This is a genomic window from Enterobacter sp. I4, from assembly GCF_022669095.1.
Classification (GTDB): Bacteria; Pseudomonadota; Gammaproteobacteria; order Enterobacterales; family Enterobacteriaceae; genus Enterobacter; species Enterobacter pasteurii.
This window is the reverse complement of record NZ_JALBUO010000001.1, coordinates 292200-307253: the sequence shown is the minus strand read 5'-3', so window position 1 is coordinate 307253 and position 15054 is coordinate 292200. Positions and strand designations below refer to the sequence as shown.

Here is a 15054-nt window from a genome sequence, read left to right as displayed (position 1 = left end):
CGATGAAACTACTTATAGTTGAAGACGATCTGTTATTGCAGGAAGGGTTAGCGCTGGCGCTGGGGAACGAAGGCTACGCCCTGGATTGTGCCGCCACGGCTGCTGAAGCGGATGCCCTGATCCAGAGCGGCGAATACAGCCTGGTGATCCTGGATTTGGGCCTGCCGGATAAAGACGGGGCGACGCTGCTGAGCCAGTGGCGTCGTCGCGGAGTGGATAACCCCGTACTGATCCTCACGGCCCGCGATGCCATAGAGGACAGAATCAACGGGCTGGATTCTGGCGCTGACGATTATCTGGTAAAACCCTTTGCCCTTGCCGAGCTACAGGCCCGCGTGCGGGCGCTGATCCGCCGCTATCAGGGCCACAGTGACAACCTGCTTACGGACGGGGATATTACCCTTAATCTACAAACCCAGCAGGTGCTGCGCCAGTCCCAGCCGGTGGAAGTGACGCCAAAAGAGTTTGCCCTGCTTACGCGCCTGATCATGCGCAGCGGGCAGACGGTGCACCGTGAAACGCTGCAGCAGGACATTTACTCCTGGCAGGACGATCCGGGATCAAACACGCTTGAAGTCCATATCCATAATCTGCGGCGCAAGCTCGGTAAAGATCGCATTAAAACCGTCCGCGGCGTGGGCTACCGTCTGGAGAGCCAGAAATGAACAGTATGCGCCGGCGGTTGATGGTGTTGCTGGCGGTTATTCTGTTATTTTTCCAGTTGATTAGCGTGATCTGGCTGTGGCATGAGAGCCGCGAGCAAATCGGTTTTCTGGTGAACGAAACGTTGTCCGCAAAATCGCGCAACAACCATGTCGAAAAAGAGATCCGCGAAGCCATTGCCTCCCTGCTGGTTCCTTCTCTGGTGATGGTCGGTTTTACCCTGTTCTTCTCATTCTGGGCGGTAACCTGGATCACCCGCCCCCTCAATAAGCTGCGGGCCAGCCTTGCGAACCGCTCGGCGGATAATCTCACTCCCCTGCCGATGTATTCCGACATGGAAGAGATTGGCGCGGTGACTACCTCGTTGAATCAGCTTCTCGCCCGGCTGGATCATACTATTCAACAGGAGCGCCTGTTTACCGCCGACGCGGCGCACGAGCTGCGAACGCCGCTTGCGGGTATCAGGCTCCATCTTGAACTGATGGCTCAGTCCGGATCGCCGCAGGCCGCCCCGCTGGTAAGCCGCATCGATCAGCTTATGCATACGGTGGAACAGCTGCTGATGCTGGCGCGTGCCGGACAGGCGATGGCAAGCGGTCACTACGAAACCGTTAACTGGGCGGAGACGATCATTGCACCGCTCGGCCTGGAGCATGAAACCAGAGAGCATACGGTGATATGGCCTGCTCACAGCCCGCTGACGGTACAGGGCGATGCCGTCCTGCTGCGTCTGATGTTAAGGAATCTGCTGGAGAACGCCGCCCGTTACAGCCCGGCAGGGACGACGATTGAAGTGACGTTAGCAGAGACGGAGGACGGTACCCGGGTCAGCGTTATAGACCAGGGTCCGGGTATTGACGATGCGCACCGACAGTCGATCACCGAACCTTTCCGACGCCTCGATCAGCGCTACGGTGGTAGCGGCCTTGGGCTGAGCATCGTACAGCGCATCGTGCAGCTCCATCATGGCCGTTTAACGCTGGAGAACGGCGCCGAGGGCGGCCTAATCGCCAGCTGCTGGCTACCCGCGAAGATAGGATAAAAAAAAGCCCCGTTAAGGGGCTTTATGCGGGATTTAGTGCTTGTAGATGAACTCGACGCCTTCTTCGTCGTCTTCATCCCAGTCGTCGTCCCAGTCTTCATCATCTTCTTCCGCTTCCAGCTCTTCGAGCTGCTGGCGGTGGTAGTCATCCCACATGAATTCGACTTTTTCCGGCTGTTTCGCTTCTTCCGCCTGAACCACCGGGTTTTCGATGATAAAGGTCATCACATCCCAGCAGAGATCCTTCACGCCAACCTGGCTCGCGGCAGAGATCAGATAGTACTTATCTTCCCAGCCCATCGCTTCAGCGATCGCTTTAGCTTTCGCTTCGGCTTCCGCTTTGTCCATCAGGTCGATCTTGTTGAAGACCAGCCAGCGTGGTTTATCCGCCAGCTTCTCACTGTATTTTTCCAGCTCGCCGATGATGATCCGGGCGTTTTCAACCGGATCGGAGCCGTCGATTGGATCGATATCAATGAGGTGCAGCAGGACGCGGCAGCGCTCAAGGTGCTTCAGGAAGCGAATACCCAGGCCAGCGCCTTCTGCTGCGCCTTCAATCAGACCCGGGATGTCAGCCACCACGAAGCTCTTCTCGTTATCCATACGGACAACGCCGAGGCTCGGCACCAGCGTCGTAAACGGATAGTCCGCCACTTTTGGTTTCGCAGCAGAGACAGCGCGGATAAACGTCGACTTACCGGCATTTGGCATACCCAGCATGCCCACGTCTGCCAGCAGCATCAGTTCCAGCTGCAGGTCGCGCTTATCGCCCGGTGTACCCATTGTTTTCTGACGCGGCGTACGGTTGACGGAAGATTTGAAACGGCTGTTGCCCAGACCGTGCCAGCCGCCTTTCGCCACCATCAGGCGTTGACCGTGTTTGGTCATATCACCCATGGTTTCGCCCGTGCCCTGGTCGATCACACGTGTACCCACCGGCACTTTGATCGTCACGTCTTTACCGCGTTTACCGGTACAGTCGCGGCTCTGGCCGTTCTGGCCACGCTCGGCGCGGAAAGATTTTTCGAAACGGTAGTCGATCAGCGTGTTGAGGTTCTCATCCGCCTCCAGCCACACGTCACCACCGTCTCCGCCGTCACCGCCGTCAGGGCCGCCACGAGGAATATATTTTTCACGGCGGAAGCTTACACAACCGTTACCGCCATCACCTGCCACGACCAGAATCGTCGCTTCATCAACAAACTTCATTTTACTCTCCGTAACTCATTCGCCTGAGCGGGGACCGCTTCATTTTTGCGCCAACGTCCCCAGAGACGATGACCAATGGCGGAATACATCGCGCCCGCAACCACGACAAACGCACCGAGATAGCCCAACAGGTTGAGCATCGGCTTGACGAAGACATCGGGCCAGGCCATTGATAACAAATCTGAAAATAACAGCGTAAACAGCGGGGTAAGCGTGATTAAGGCGCTCACCTGTGCTGCCTGCCAGCGCGCCATTGCTTCGGCCAGCGCGCCATAACCGACCAGCGTGTTAAGCCCACAAAAAATGAGACACGCCAGCTGCCAGTCGCTGAGCTGGGCGATAACACCCGGCTTCGCTAACGGCAATAATGCCAGTGTACACAAAGTGTACAGCAAAAAGAGGATCTGCTGTGAGGCAAGACGGCGCAATAACACCTTTTGCGCGACGCCATAACTCACCCAGACCGTTGCTGCGCCCACCCCAAAAATCACACCCCAGGTGTAATCCGTCAGGCGGGTGAATATCTCGATCAGGCTGGTGTTAAAGAACATCACCAGACCGCAAAGCAGCATGCTTGCCCCGATAATCTGCGTCCCGCGCATCTTCTCCTTAAGGATGAATACGCTGGCGACCATCATGCCGACCGGTGAAAGCTGACCAATCACCTGTGACGCCGTGGGGCTAAGATATTGCAGGGAAGAGCTGAACAGGATGAAGTTACCGAACAGACCGCCCGTCGCGATAGCCAGTAACACCAGCCAGCGCGGCTTACGGAAGATGCGCAGCGGTGGCAGCTTACCTTTGACAGCCAGAATGGCGCCCAGGCCGATGCTTGCCATCAGGAAGCGATAAAACACCACCGTAGGCGGCTCCATCACTTCCAGTACCTGCTTCATTGCAATTGGCAGTGCACCCCAGCACATTGCGGTGGTGAGCGCCAAAAGAATACCAATGCCGGCCTGCTGCTTCATGCCCGTTTTCCCTACAGAAAATTTTCCGGGTTTCCAATGTAAAAAGCCCCGCAACACGTTGCGGGGCTTTAATCCGTTACCGGACCGAGAAAACCTTACTCAGCAACGATGCTGATGTATTTACGGTTGTTCGGGCCTTTAACTTCAAATTTCACTTTACCGTCTGCTTTAGCAAACAGAGTGTGGTCACGACCGCAACCTACGTTGGTACCCGCGTGGAACTTGGTGCCACGCTGACGAACGATGATGCTACCCGCCAGAACGGATTCGCCACCGAAACGCTTAACGCCCAGGCGTTTAGCTTCTGAATCGCGACCGTTACGTGTGGAGCCGCCAGCCTTTTTATGTGCCATTTAAATCTCTCCTCAGGTCTTAGGCGCTGATGCCAGTAATTTTCACATCAGTGAACCACTGACGGTGGCCCTGCTGCTTACGATAGTGTTTACGACGACGAAACTTAACGATTTTAACTTTCTCGCCACGACCGTGAGCAACAACTTCAGCTTTGATAACGCCGCCATCAACGAAAGGAACGCCGATTTTGACTTCTTCACCGTTTGCGATCATCAGAACTTCAGCGAACTCAACAGATTCGCCAGTTGCGATGTCCAGCTTTTCCAGGCGAACGGTCTGACCTTCGCTTACTCGGTGTTGTTTACCACCACTTTGGAAAACCGCGTACATATAAACTCCGCTTCCGCGCACATCCTCGTATGATTCAGAGTGCGCTATAAATATTCACAATAGGGCGCGAATATTACGCAAAACGCGAGCCTTTGACAAGTGCTAGCATCAATACATGAAGAAAAAAAACACAACACGTACGGTAACGTTTATCTGCGCCGTTTTTTCAGTACAATCAGCAATACTATTTATAAACCGAAACCCTTTGTGAACCCATATCGTGTGGGATAAACAGGATAAAAAGCCCGGCTTTTGCGATGAATTTAGAAAAAATCAATGAGTTAACCGCGCAAGATATGGCGGGTGTAAATGCAGCAATCCTGGAGCAACTCAACTCTGACGTTCAGCTGATCAATCAGTTGGGCTATTACATCGTCAGCGGCGGCGGCAAACGCATTCGTCCGATGATTGCCATTCTGGCCGCTCGCGCGGTTGGCTATCAGGGAAATGCTCACGTCACGATCGCAGCGCTGATCGAATTTATCCACACCGCCACCCTGCTTCACGACGACGTTGTGGATGAGTCGGACATGCGCCGCGGTAAAGCCACCGCCAACGCGGCGTTTGGCAATGCGGCAAGCGTCCTGGTGGGGGATTTTATCTATACCCGCGCCTTCCAGATGATGACCAGCCTGGGCTCGCTGAAGGTGCTGGAAGTGATGTCAGAGGCCGTCAACGTTATTGCTGAGGGTGAAGTCCTGCAGCTGATGAACGTCAACGACCCGGACATCACCGAAGAAAACTACATGCGCGTGATTTACAGCAAAACCGCGCGCCTGTTTGAAGCGGCCGCGCAGTGCTCTGGCATTCTGGCAGGCTGTAGCGAAGCGGAGGAAAAAGGCCTTCAGGACTACGGCCGTTACCTCGGCACGGCGTTCCAGCTGATCGATGATCTGCTGGACTACAGCGCAGACGGCGAAACGCTCGGCAAAAACGTCGGTGATGACCTGAACGAAGGCAAACCAACGCTGCCGCTGCTCCACGCCATGCGCAATGGCACGCCGGAACAGGCGCAGATGATCCGTGAAGCAATCGAGCAGGGAAATGGTCGCCATCTTCTGGAACCAGTACTGGAAACAATGGCAATCTGCGGCTCGCTGGAATGGACGCGTCAGCGTGCTGAAGAAGAAGCGGATAAAGCCATCGCCGCGATTCAGGTGATCCCTGACAGCCCGTGGCGTGATGCGCTTATAGGCCTTGCTCACATCGCCGTTCAGCGCGATCGTTAATTCCTCCCTCCTCTCCCTGCGCCCCGCAGGGAGATTTTAGTATGCTCCAGTAAATTCCATATTCGTGTAAATTCATCCGGTTACAGGCCGCATGCATAAAGCCGTGCCTTATTCTGAATATTGCTTCTCGTAACATGAACTTTTTAAATCGCATGTTCGAAGTGGGTATAGTAATGCTGTCTTTTCACACGAAAAGGCGTGGACGATAACGAACACAAGGACAGCATTATGGATACAAAATTCATCGACTGGCATTCTGCTGACATTATTGCGGCGCTGCGTAAAAAAGGGACATCGCTGGCTGCCGAATCACGTCGTAATGGGTTGAGCTCGTCGACGCTGGCAAACGCGCTGACCCGCCCATGGCCGAAGGGGGAGCTGATTATCGCAACGGCGCTGGAAACGCATCCATGGATAATCTGGCCGTCACGCTACCACGATCCCGTTACCCATGAATTTATCGACAGAACGCGCATGATGCGCCAGAGCAAAGTGAAGAAAGCACATCAGGACTGATGCACCCGGACTGACAGGAACAGCAATCCCCCGGCCTGGTCTGGCAGGGGGTGCCGGAAAGATTACTCGCCCTTCACACGCTCGATATTTGCACCCAGCGCGCGCAGTTTGTCTTCGATACGCTCGTAACCACGATCGATGTGGTAGATACGATCGACAACGGTAGTGCCTTCCGCAATGCAGCCTGCCAGTACCAGACTCGCAGACGCGCGCAGATCGGTCGCCATGACCTGCGCACCGGACAGTTTTTCAACGCCGTGACAGATTACCGTGTTGCTTTCGATTTCAGCATGCGCACCCATACGGATCAGTTCCGGTACGTGCATGAAACGGTTTTCGAAGATGGTTTCCGTGATAAAGCCCGTGCCTTCAGCTACCAGGTTCAGCAGGGTAAACTGCGCCTGCATGTCCGTCGGGAATGCCGGGTGTGGCGCAGTGCGCACATTAACGGCTTTAGGACGCTGGCCATGCATGTCCAGGCTGATCCAGTCTTCACCGATTTCAATATCCGCACCCGCATCGCGCAGCTTCGCCAGAACAGCATCCAGCGTATCAGGCTGGGCATTGCGGCAGACAATTTTACCGCCAGAAATAGCCGCGGCCACCAGGAAGGTACCGGTTTCGATACGGTCTGGCAGTACGCGATACACGCCGCCACCCAGACGCTCAACGCCTTCGATGGTAATGCGGTCAGTACCCTGTCCGCTAATTTTCGCACCCAGCGCCACCAGGAAGTTCGCGGTATCAACGATTTCCGGCTCGCGTGCGGCGTTTTCGATGATGGTGGTACCTTCCGCCAGCGTAGCAGCCGACATGATGGTGACCGTTGCGCCCACGCTCACCTTGTCCATGACGATGTGCGCGCCTTTCAGACGGCCATTCACGGACGCCTTAACGTAACCCTCTTCCAGCTTGATCTCTGCGCCCAGCTTTTCCAGGCCGAAGATATGCAGATCGACCGGACGCGCGCCGATAGCACAACCGCCCGGCAAAGAAACCTGTCCCTGACCGAAACGTGCCACCAGCGGGCCAAGCGCCCAGATGGATGCGCGCATGGTTTTCACCAGCTCATACGGTGCTGAGAAGTTGTTCACGTTGCTGGCATCGATCCAGACGGAACCGTTACGCTCCACTTTGGTGCCCAACTGGCCGAGCAACTTCATGGTCGTGTCGATATCTTTCAGCTTCGGTACGTTCTGGATCTCTACCGGCTCTTCTGCGAGCAGCGCAGCGAAAAGAATGGGCAGCGCGGCGTTTTTAGCGCCAGAAATTGTGACTTCGCCCTGGAGACGCGTTGGCCCCTGTACACGAAATTTATCCATCGTTTGCTCTCTTATAAATTCAACCGTGCTGCGGGCGTTTCGCCCTCAGCTCAAAAACCGTTTAGTTTGCGATCGCGGGCCCACTCCTGTGGGGTGAACGCTTTAATCGACAGGGCGTGGATGCGGTTATCCGCAATATATTCCATCAGCGGCGCGTACACAGCCTGCTGTTTCTTCACGCGACTCATTCCGTCGAACATCTCACCCACAGCAATAACCTGGAAGTGACTGCCATCGCCAGAGACGTGGGCTTCCTGAAGGGAGAGTGCATTCATCAGCACAGTCTGGATTTCATTATTTTCCATGGGGTCTACATCATCTGATAGTGAAAACAAGCCCAACATCTTAGAGCAAAGTGACGCGGTCTTAAACAAGCAAAAAGCCCCGACGAGTAAACTGACGGGGCTTTCGGAAGTAACGTACTGAAAAAGTTAGCGAGGTAATACGTCCTCAGGCAAATTGTAAAGCTTTGCAAGGGTAACGACGTTATCGCTTACCCCCGCCAGGGTAACGTTGCTCCCCTGCTTCTTACCCGTGGCAACCAGATGCGCCAGCAGGGCAATACCGGCGGTATCCACCCGCGTGACGCCATGTAAGTCAATCCGCGTCACGCCCTGCATCGCGTTATGGCGAGCGTCCCACAGCGGGTTAAGCAGATCCTGATCCAGCTCCCCCATCAGCGCCAGCGTCTCGCCGTCGCGCGCCCAGCTAAGTTGCTGCGACATTACTTCTTCTCGTCCAGAGTAATTTTCTGACGAGAGATAGACTGAAGCTGTGCAGTCAGGCCATCAATGCCTTTGGTGCGCAGCAGATCGCTCCACTCGTTCTGTTTAGTGGTGATCATGCTGACGCCTTCGGCGATCATGTCGTACGCCTGCCAGTTTCCGGTCTGGCTGTTCTTACGCCACTGGAAGTCCAGACGAACCGGTGGGCGACCGTTTGGATCAACGATCGTCACACGGATAGGAATGATGGTGGCATCGCCCAGCGGCTGTTCAGGGGCAATCTGATAGGTCTGGCCATGGTACATCGCCAGCGCCTGGCCGTAAGCCTGCTTCAGGTATTCACGGAACGCGGCAAAGTAAGCCTCACGCTGTGCCGGGGTCGCATCTTTGTAGTAACGGCCCAGCACCAGCGCGCCCGCATATTTGATCTGCACGTACGGCAGCAGCTCCTGGTCTACCACATCGCGCAGATAGTCAGGGTTAGAGCGGATTTTAGGCTGTTCATTTTTAAGACGGTCGAAGGTTTTCTTCGCGGCCTCATTCATCAGCTTGTACGGATTGCTCTGATCCGCAGCGTGCGCCGCGGTAAGAGGGGCAATGACCAGCATGGCAACCATTAACAGTCGTTTAAACATGGACTTCTCCTGAAATTAATTCGTCGCGCCTGGCGTCGGTTCGACGTTGGTGTGGTCTTCACTCTGCGCAGGGGCATCGTCAGACTTTTTATCATCCCCTTTACTGTTGTAAAGGAACTGACCAATCATATCTTCCAGCACCATCGCTGACTTGGTATCCTGGATTACGCTACCGTCTTTAAGGATAGTCGTTCCCAGCTCAGGATCTTCAAAACCAACGTTAAGGGCCAGGTATTGCTCCCCCAGCAGGCCGGAAGTGCGGATGGAAAGCGAGCTGGTGTCCGGAATGTGGTTGTAGCGCTCTTCAATATCCATCGCGACGCGCGGCAGATAGGTTTTCTCATCCAGCGTAATGTCTGAGACCCGGCCGATAACGACGCCACCAATACGAACCGGTGAGCGCGCCTTGAGGCCGCCGATGTTATCGAAGGTCGCGTAGATGCGGTACGTCGGCTCGGTGCGGACAGAGGTAATGTCCGCCGCACGCAGGCAGATAAACAGCGCGGCCAGCAGTGCCAGAAGCAGAAACACGCCGACCCAAATTTCATTTTTTCTCGTTTGCATGAACTCAATTCCCAAACATCAGTGCGGTGAGCACAAAATCCAGACCCAAAACGGCCAGCGACGAATGTACGACAGTACGTGTCGTTGCACGGCTAATGCCCGCCGACGTTGGAATGGCATCATAACCGTTAAACAACGCAATCCAGGTAACCGTCACAGCGAAAACCACGCTCTTGATCAGACAGTTAATCAGGTCCATCCGCAGGTCGATAGCGTCCTGCATTGCAGACCAGAAGAATCCGGCGTCAATCCCTTTCCAGTTAACGCCAACCAGCGCACCTCCCCAGATACCTACCGCCACAAAGAGGATAGTCAGTAACGGTAAGGAGATTACCCCGGCCCAGAAGCGCGGAGAGATGACCCGGCGCAGCGGATCGACCGCCATCATCTCCATGCTGGAGAGCTGCTCGGTTGCGCGCATCAGGCCGATTTCCGCCGTCAGCGCCGACCCGGCACGACCGGCGAACAGCAGCGCGGCCACGACCGGCCCAAGCTCACGCAGCAGCGAGAGCGCCACCAGCATGCCAAGGCTGGTTTCCGCGCTGTAGGTAGTCAGCACCAGATACCCCTGCAACCCCAGCACCATGCCGATAAACAGGCCCGACACGATGATGATAAGCATCGACAAAACGCCGACGTTATAAAGCTGCCGCACCAGCAACGGCGCGTGCTTGCGGAACTCCGGCTTGCCCACCAGCGCGTTGAACAACATTAATCCGGCACGCCCGAACGTACTGATGGTTTTTAGGCCACGGTGTCCAAGACCAGCCAACGCATTTAACAGCATGAGTGGCTTAACTCCCTATTCCCAGTAAATCGTCATGATAGTCACCCGCCGGATAGCGGAAAGGCACAGGCCCGTCCGCGATGCCGTCCAGGAACTGCCGCACGCGCGGATCGCCATTCTCCTGCAACGCCTGGGCGCTGCCGTGGGCGACGATCTTTTTATCAGCCACAATGTAGGCGTAATCAGCAATGCTCAGCACTTCCGGCACGTCGTGAGAAACCACCACGCAGGTGACTCCAAGGGCGCTGTTCAGCTCTGAAATTAACTTCACCAGCACGCCCATGGTGATAGGGTCCTGCCCGACGAACGGTTCGTCGAACATGATGAGATCGGGTTCCAGTGCAATAGCGCGCGCCAGCGCGGCGCGGCGCGCCATCCCACCCGAGAGTTCAGACGGCATAAGCTTCGCTGCTCCCCGTAGCCCCACGGCTTCAAGCTTCATCATCACCGTGCTTTGCAGCAGCGCAGGCGGAAGATGGGTGTGCTCGCGCAATGGATAGGCCACGTTGTCAAAAACGTTCATGTCAGTGAACAGCGCGCCCGACTGAAAGAGCATGCTCATCCGTTTGCGAACCGTGTAGAGGCGCGAGCGAGACATCTCCGGGACGTTTTCGCCGTCGAAGAGGATTTCGCCGCTATCAGGGGGGATTTGCCCACCGATAAGACGCAGCAACGTCGTTTTACCGATCCCTGACGGCCCCATGATGGCGGTGATTTTACCACGCGGCACGGTCAGCGAAATATCATCAAATATTAACCGGTTGCCGCGAGAAAAACTGACGCCCCGGACATCGACTATATTCGCCATCGTTTGGCTCATTTATGGTTCCTTTCTTACCTTGCTTCACGGCTGGCATGAAGCGTAAATCAGCCCTAAACCCCGCATTTTTACAGAATATTCGCTATTGGGGTTAGCTAAAGCTGGCATTTGTTTTACTTTTCCGGCGCATAAAGTCAAAATTAGGAATTCGTTACGTCTCAGACTTCATCTGGCGCCAATATTCGTGCGCAGTGGACCAGCGAGTATACCTGAAGAAAGGACTTTTGATGCTTTTAGCAACAGCACTGTTAATAATTGGTTTACTGTTGGTGGTCTACAGTGCTGACCGTTTGGTCTTTGCCGCATCAATTCTCTGTCGACTCATCGGCATGCCGCCCATCATTATTGGGATGACGGTGGTTAGTGTAGGCACTTCGCTTCCTGAAATCATCGTTTCTGTTTCAGCATCGCTGCATGGCCAGGTCGACCTCGCTATTGGTACCGCGATTGGCTCTAACATCGTCAATATATTACTGATTTTAGGCTTAGCCGCATTACTCCATCCATTTCGCGTGCATTCTGATGTTTTGCGCCGCGAATTGCCGCTAATGTTGGTCGTCAGTCTGCTGGCAGGCTGCGTGCTTTACGACGGGGTACTGAGCGTCGGAGACGGTATATTCCTTCTCGCCCTGGCCGGGATCTGGTTACTTTATAGCGTTAAAATCGCTCGCCTGGCGGAAAAACAGGGCAACGATAGCCTCACGCGTGAGCATCTCGCCGAGCTGCCCCAGGAGGGCACCTTACCCGTCGCCCTGCTGTGGCTGGGCGTGGCGCTGATCATCATGCCAATGGCCACGCGGATGGTCGTCGACAACGCGACGGTGCTGGCGAACGCGTTTGCGATGAGCGAACTGACAATCGGTCTGACGGTGATTGCCATCGGCACCAGCCTGCCCGAGCTGGCCACCGCCATCGCCGGAGCGCGTAAAGGGGAAGATGATATCGCCATCGGCAATATTATCGGCTCGAATATTTTCAATATCGCGATCGTGACGGGGCTGCCGGCGCTAATCTCGCCGGGGCCGTTTAACCCGATGGTCTTCACGCGCGATTACGGTGTGATGCTGCTGGTCAGCGTAATTTTCGCCCTGCTCTGCTGGCGGCGAAAAGAGCAGATTGGCAAGGGCGCAGGCGCGCTGCTGACGGGTGGATTTATCGTATGGATGGCGATGCTTTACTGGCTCTCGCCTCTTCTCTCTGGGTAAACGGAAACGCATTATGTCGCAAATAGAATTGCAGCCGGGTTTTGACTTTCAGAAAGCAGGCAAAGACGTTCTGGAGATTGAACGTGAAGGTCTGGCGCAGTTAGATCAGTACATTAATCAGGATTTTAGTCTGGCCTGTGAGAAGATGTTCTACTGTGCCGGTAAAGTCGTGGTGATGGGGATGGGTAAGTCCGGCCATATTGGGCGCAAGATGGCGGCGACGTTTGCCAGTACCGGCACCTCGTCATTCTTCGTGCACCCGGGTGAGGCGGCGCACGGTGACCTCGGCATGGTTACGCCGCAGGACGTGGTTATCGCCCTGTCCAACTCCGGGGAATCGAATGAAATCCTGGCGCTGATCCCGGTGCTCAAGCGCCTTCAGGTGCCGCTGATTTGCATGACCAGCCGCCCGGAAAGCAGCATGGCCCGCGCGGCGGATATCCACCTTTGCGTGAAGGTGCCTAAAGAAGCGTGTCCGCTGGGGCTGGCGCCTACCTCCAGTACGACCGCCGCGCTGGTGATGGGCGATGCCCTTGCCGTTGCGCTGCTGGAAGCCCGGGGCTTCACGCCAGAAGATTTCGCCCTTTCTCACCCTGGCGGCGCGCTCGGGCGCAAACTGCTGCTGCGGGTTAACGATATTATGCACACCGGCGATGAAATCCCGCACGTCAGCAAAGAGGCCTCTCTGCGCGATGCGTTACTGGAGATCACCCGTAAAAATCTGGGCATGACGGTAATCTGCGACGATCTGATGAAGATTCAGGGCATCTTCACCGACGGTGACCTGCGCCGGGTGTTCGATATGGGAGTGGATGTCCGCACGCTGGGCATCGCTGATGTGATGACGCCTGGCGGGATCCGCGTCCGTCCGGGCACGCTGGCGGTAGATGTGCTGAACCTGATGCAGTCCCGCCATATTACCTCAGTGATGGTTGCCGATGGCGACCAACTGCTGGGTGTGGTACATATGCATGATCTGCTGCGCGCAGGCGTAGTGTAATGAAGGATAAGACAATGAGTAATGCGGGTGCATCCCTTGCAACCTGTTATGGCCCGGTGAGCGCCCACATGATGGCAAAGGCGGAAAATATCCGTCTGCTGATCCTTGATGTGGACGGCGTGCTCTCCGACGGTCTGATTTATATGGGCAATAACGGCGAAGAGCTGAAAGCCTTTAACGTTCGTGACGGTTACGGTATCCGCTGTGCGCTCACCTCCGGCATTGACGTGGCGATCATCACCGGGCGGAAGGCTAAACTGGTAGAGGATCGGTGTGAAACGCTGGGCATTACTCATCTCTATCAGGGGCAATCTGATAAGATGGTTGCCTTCCGGGACCTGCTGGGAAAACTGGCTATTGCGCCAGAGAATGTGGCGTACGTCGGGGATGATTTGATTGACTGGCCGGTAATGGCGGAGGTCGGTCTGAGCATCGCCGTGGCTGACGCGCACCCGTTGCTGATCCCGCGTGCTGATTATGTTACCCATATTCAGGGTGGCCGTGGTGCCGTCCGTGAAGTCTGCGATCTGCTTCTGCTGGCGCAGGGCAAGCTTGATGAGGCGAAAGGGCAATCGATATGAGTAAAACCAGACGTTGGGTTATCATTCTGCTTTCGCTTGCCGTCCTGATACTGATTGGCGTGAACCTCGCCGACCGCGATGATGCGCAAACGGACGTGGTCAACACGAGTGACCCTACCTACAAAAGCGATCACAGCGATACCGTGGTCTATAGCCCCGAAGGCGCGCTGAACTATCGCCTGATTGCTCAGCATGTAGAATATTTTTCAGATGACGGCACCTCGTGGTTTACCCAGCCGGTCCTGACCACCTTTGATACGGACAAAGTGCCGACGTGGTCAATCAAGTCTGACCGGGCAAAACTGACGAATGACCGTATGCTCTATCTGTATGGTCACGTTGAAGTCAACGCCCTGACTGCGGACGCTCAGTTGCGCAAAATTACGACGGATAACGCCCAGATCAACCTGGTCACCCAGGATGTCACGTCGCAGGATTTAGTCACCCTGTATGGCACAACATTTAATTCCAGCGGTCTAAGAATGCGCGGGAACTTACGCAGCAAAAACGCCGAGCTGATTGAAAAGGTTAGAACCTCCTATGAAATTCAAAACAAACAAACTCAGCCTTAAAGTTGTTATCGCCAGCGCGCTGCTGGCGGCCAGTCTTCCCGCGCTTGCTGTGACTGGCGACACCGAACAGCCGATTCATATTGAATCTGATACGCAGTCTCTGGATATGCAGGGTAACGTCGTCACCTTCACCGGCAACGTCGTTGTGACCCAGGGCACCATTAAAATCAATGCCGACAAAGTTGTCGTGACCCGTCCGGGCGGCGAGCAGGGCAAAGAAATTATTGATGGTTATGGTAATCCGGCCACCTTCTACCAGATGCAGGATAACGGCAAGCCGGTAAAAGGCCATGCCTCGCATATGCACTATGAGCTGGCGAAGGATCTGGTCATCCTCACCGGTAATGCTTACCTGGAACAGCTGGACAGCAATATCAAAGGCGACAAGATCACCTATCTGGTGAAAGAGCAGAAAATGCAGGCCTCCAGCGAGAAAGGCAAACGCGTCACCACCGTGCTTGTTCCTTCGCAGTTGCAGGACAAAAACAACGGTCAGGCTCCGGCACAGAAAAAGAGTAACTAATTCGCT

20 protein-coding genes are annotated in these 15054 nt (G+C 55.3%); 9 read left to right on the top strand and 11 right to left on the bottom strand.

Annotation, left to right across the window (positions count from 1 at the left end; translation table 11 throughout):
* Positions 1-2 precede the first annotated feature (2 nt).
* Positions 3-665, top strand: coding sequence for a two-component system response regulator PmrA (pmrA, locus tag MOQ06_RS01455; RefSeq protein WP_148418324.1), 663 nt, complete (start codon positions 3-5; stop codon positions 663-665).
* Complete coding sequence (gene pmrB / locus MOQ06_RS01450; RefSeq protein WP_242170183.1) at positions 662-1705, top strand: two-component system sensor histidine kinase PmrB; 1044 nt, start codon at positions 662-664, stop codon at positions 1703-1705. The genes pmrA and pmrB overlap by 4 nt, the downstream gene beginning before the upstream one ends.
* 33 nt (positions 1706-1738) lie before the next feature.
* On the opposite strand, the gene cgtA is transcribed toward pmrB, so the two are convergent.
* From cgtA to rplU, 4 genes are all read right to left on the bottom strand, one after another.
* Positions 1739-2914, bottom strand: a complete 1176-nt coding sequence (cgtA, locus tag MOQ06_RS01445) for an Obg family GTPase CgtA (protein WP_148418322.1) — start codon at positions 2912-2914, stop codon at positions 1739-1741.
* Positions 2911-3885, bottom strand: a complete 975-nt coding sequence (locus tag MOQ06_RS01440) for a DMT family transporter (RefSeq protein WP_148418321.1) — start codon at positions 3883-3885, stop codon at positions 2911-2913. The genes cgtA and MOQ06_RS01440 overlap by 4 nt, the downstream gene beginning before the upstream one ends.
* Positions 3886-3980: 95 nt before the next feature.
* Positions 3981-4238, bottom strand: coding sequence for a 50S ribosomal protein L27 (rpmA, locus tag MOQ06_RS01435; RefSeq protein ID WP_003861831.1), 258 nt, complete (start codon positions 4236-4238; stop codon positions 3981-3983).
* Between the two features lie 19 nt (positions 4239-4257).
* On the bottom strand, positions 4258-4569 hold the full coding sequence (gene rplU / locus MOQ06_RS01430; RefSeq protein ID WP_003025032.1) for a 50S ribosomal protein L21: 312 nt from the start codon (positions 4567-4569) through the stop codon (positions 4258-4260).
* Between the two features lie 257 nt (positions 4570-4826).
* Here rplU and ispB point away from each other — a divergent pair, with 257 nt between their 5' ends.
* Together ispB and sfsB are read left to right on the top strand one after the other, a co-directional pair.
* Positions 4827-5798: an octaprenyl diphosphate synthase gene (gene ispB, locus MOQ06_RS01425; RefSeq protein WP_148418320.1), complete on the top strand. Its 972-nt coding sequence runs from the start codon at positions 4827-4829 to the stop codon at positions 5796-5798.
* A gap of 228 nt (positions 5799-6026) precedes the next feature.
* The gene (gene sfsB / locus MOQ06_RS01420) at positions 6027-6314 is read left to right on the top strand and encodes a DNA-binding transcriptional regulator SfsB (protein WP_148418319.1); all 288 of its coding nucleotides are present in this window, start codon (positions 6027-6029) and stop codon (positions 6312-6314) included.
* 62 nt (positions 6315-6376) lie between these two features.
* On the opposite strand, the gene murA is transcribed toward sfsB, so the two are convergent.
* The 7 genes from murA to mlaF form a co-directional block, all read right to left on the bottom strand.
* Entirely contained in the window at positions 6377-7636 is a 1260-nt protein-coding gene (gene murA, locus MOQ06_RS01415; RefSeq protein WP_006812128.1) for a UDP-N-acetylglucosamine 1-carboxyvinyltransferase, read from the bottom strand.
* A 50-nt stretch (positions 7637-7686) separates the two neighbouring features.
* Positions 7687-7941 carry a BolA family iron metabolism protein IbaG gene (ibaG, locus tag MOQ06_RS01410; RefSeq protein WP_003861840.1) on the bottom strand — a complete coding sequence of 85 codons (255 nt, stop codon included), beginning with the start codon at positions 7939-7941 and terminating at the stop codon, positions 7687-7689.
* Between the two features lie 126 nt (positions 7942-8067).
* A complete protein-coding gene (mlaB, locus tag MOQ06_RS01405) occupies positions 8068-8361 on the bottom strand; it encodes a lipid asymmetry maintenance protein MlaB (RefSeq protein ID WP_148418318.1) in 294 nt (97 codons plus the stop codon).
* Positions 8361-8996 carry a phospholipid-binding protein MlaC gene (gene mlaC / locus MOQ06_RS01400; RefSeq protein ID WP_148418317.1) on the bottom strand — a complete coding sequence of 212 codons (636 nt, stop codon included), beginning with the start codon at positions 8994-8996 and terminating at the stop codon, positions 8361-8363. The genes mlaB and mlaC overlap by 1 nt, the downstream gene beginning before the upstream one ends.
* Positions 8997-9011: 15 nt before the next feature.
* Complete coding sequence (gene mlaD, locus MOQ06_RS01395; RefSeq protein WP_148418316.1) at positions 9012-9560, bottom strand: outer membrane lipid asymmetry maintenance protein MlaD; 549 nt, start codon at positions 9558-9560, stop codon at positions 9012-9014.
* A 4-nt stretch (positions 9561-9564) separates the two neighbouring features.
* The gene (mlaE, locus tag MOQ06_RS01390; protein WP_148418315.1) at positions 9565-10347 is read right to left on the bottom strand and encodes a lipid asymmetry maintenance ABC transporter permease subunit MlaE; all 783 of its coding nucleotides are present in this window, start codon (positions 10345-10347) and stop codon (positions 9565-9567) included.
* A gap of 7 nt (positions 10348-10354) precedes the next feature.
* Complete coding sequence (gene mlaF, locus MOQ06_RS01385; protein WP_148418314.1) at positions 10355-11167, bottom strand: phospholipid ABC transporter ATP-binding protein MlaF; 813 nt, start codon at positions 11165-11167, stop codon at positions 10355-10357.
* Between the two features lie 227 nt (positions 11168-11394).
* Between mlaF and MOQ06_RS01380 the strand changes: the two genes are divergently transcribed.
* The 5 genes from MOQ06_RS01380 to lptA are packed head-to-tail and all read left to right on the top strand — an operon-like array spanning position 11395 to position 15048.
* Positions 11395-12372, top strand: a complete 978-nt coding sequence (locus MOQ06_RS01380; RefSeq protein WP_242170164.1) for a calcium/sodium antiporter — start codon at positions 11395-11397, stop codon at positions 12370-12372.
* A 13-nt stretch (positions 12373-12385) separates the two neighbouring features.
* Positions 12386-13372, top strand: coding sequence for an arabinose-5-phosphate isomerase KdsD (gene kdsD / locus MOQ06_RS01375; RefSeq protein WP_148418312.1), 987 nt, complete (start codon positions 12386-12388; stop codon positions 13370-13372).
* Between the two features lie 14 nt (positions 13373-13386).
* On the top strand, positions 13387-13953 hold the full coding sequence (gene kdsC / locus MOQ06_RS01370; RefSeq protein ID WP_148418630.1) for a 3-deoxy-manno-octulosonate-8-phosphatase KdsC: 567 nt from the start codon (positions 13387-13389) through the stop codon (positions 13951-13953).
* Complete coding sequence (gene lptC / locus MOQ06_RS01365; protein WP_148418311.1) at positions 13950-14525, top strand: LPS export ABC transporter periplasmic protein LptC; 576 nt, start codon at positions 13950-13952, stop codon at positions 14523-14525. The genes kdsC and lptC overlap by 4 nt, the downstream gene beginning before the upstream one ends.
* On the top strand, positions 14494-15048 hold the full coding sequence (gene lptA / locus MOQ06_RS01360) for a lipopolysaccharide ABC transporter substrate-binding protein LptA (RefSeq protein ID WP_063451030.1): 555 nt from the start codon (positions 14494-14496) through the stop codon (positions 15046-15048). The genes lptC and lptA overlap by 32 nt, the downstream gene beginning before the upstream one ends.
* Positions 15049-15054 lie beyond the last annotated feature (6 nt).

What these genes read in the sequence shown, in the direction of transcription:
- pmrA (WP_148418324.1), top strand. Translation starts at nt 3, where the DNA reads ATGAAACTACTTATAGTTGAAGACGATCTGTTATTGCAGGAAGGGTTA.
- pmrB (WP_242170183.1), top strand. Translation starts at nt 662, where the DNA reads ATGAACAGTATGCGCCGGCGGTTGATGGTGTTGCTGGCGGTTATTCTG.
- cgtA (WP_148418322.1), bottom strand. Translation starts at nt 2,914, where the DNA reads ATGAAGTTTGTTGATGAAGCGACGATTCTGGTCGTGGCAGGTGATGGC.
- MOQ06_RS01440 (WP_148418321.1), bottom strand. Translation starts at nt 3,885, where the DNA reads ATGAAGCAGCAGGCCGGCATTGGTATTCTTTTGGCGCTCACCACCGCA.
- rpmA (WP_003861831.1), bottom strand. Translation starts at nt 4,238, where the DNA reads ATGGCACATAAAAAGGCTGGCGGCTCCACACGTAACGGTCGCGATTCA.
- rplU (WP_003025032.1), bottom strand. Translation starts at nt 4,569, where the DNA reads ATGTACGCGGTTTTCCAAAGTGGTGGTAAACAACACCGAGTAAGCGAA.
- ispB (WP_148418320.1), top strand. Translation starts at nt 4,827, where the DNA reads ATGAATTTAGAAAAAATCAATGAGTTAACCGCGCAAGATATGGCGGGT.
- sfsB (WP_148418319.1), top strand. Translation starts at nt 6,027, where the DNA reads ATGGATACAAAATTCATCGACTGGCATTCTGCTGACATTATTGCGGCG.
- murA (WP_006812128.1), bottom strand. Translation starts at nt 7,636, where the DNA reads ATGGATAAATTTCGTGTACAGGGGCCAACGCGTCTCCAGGGCGAAGTC.
- ibaG (WP_003861840.1), bottom strand. Translation starts at nt 7,941, where the DNA reads ATGGAAAATAATGAAATCCAGACTGTGCTGATGAATGCACTCTCCCTT.
- mlaB (WP_148418318.1), bottom strand. Translation starts at nt 8,361, where the DNA reads ATGTCGCAGCAACTTAGCTGGGCGCGCGACGGCGAGACGCTGGCGCTG.
- mlaC (WP_148418317.1), bottom strand. Translation starts at nt 8,996, where the DNA reads ATGTTTAAACGACTGTTAATGGTTGCCATGCTGGTCATTGCCCCTCTT.
- mlaD (WP_148418316.1), bottom strand. Translation starts at nt 9,560, where the DNA reads ATGCAAACGAGAAAAAATGAAATTTGGGTCGGCGTGTTTCTGCTTCTG.
- mlaE (WP_148418315.1), bottom strand. Translation starts at nt 10,347, where the DNA reads ATGCTGTTAAATGCGTTGGCTGGTCTTGGACACCGTGGCCTAAAAACC.
- mlaF (WP_148418314.1), bottom strand. Translation starts at nt 11,167, where the DNA reads ATGAGCCAAACGATGGCGAATATAGTCGATGTCCGGGGCGTCAGTTTT.
- MOQ06_RS01380 (WP_242170164.1), top strand. Translation starts at nt 11,395, where the DNA reads ATGCTTTTAGCAACAGCACTGTTAATAATTGGTTTACTGTTGGTGGTC.
- kdsD (WP_148418312.1), top strand. Translation starts at nt 12,386, where the DNA reads ATGTCGCAAATAGAATTGCAGCCGGGTTTTGACTTTCAGAAAGCAGGC.
- kdsC (WP_148418630.1), top strand. Translation starts at nt 13,387, where the DNA reads ATGAGTAATGCGGGTGCATCCCTTGCAACCTGTTATGGCCCGGTGAGC.
- lptC (WP_148418311.1), top strand. Translation starts at nt 13,950, where the DNA reads ATGAGTAAAACCAGACGTTGGGTTATCATTCTGCTTTCGCTTGCCGTC.
- lptA (WP_063451030.1), top strand. Translation starts at nt 14,494, where the DNA reads ATGAAATTCAAAACAAACAAACTCAGCCTTAAAGTTGTTATCGCCAGC.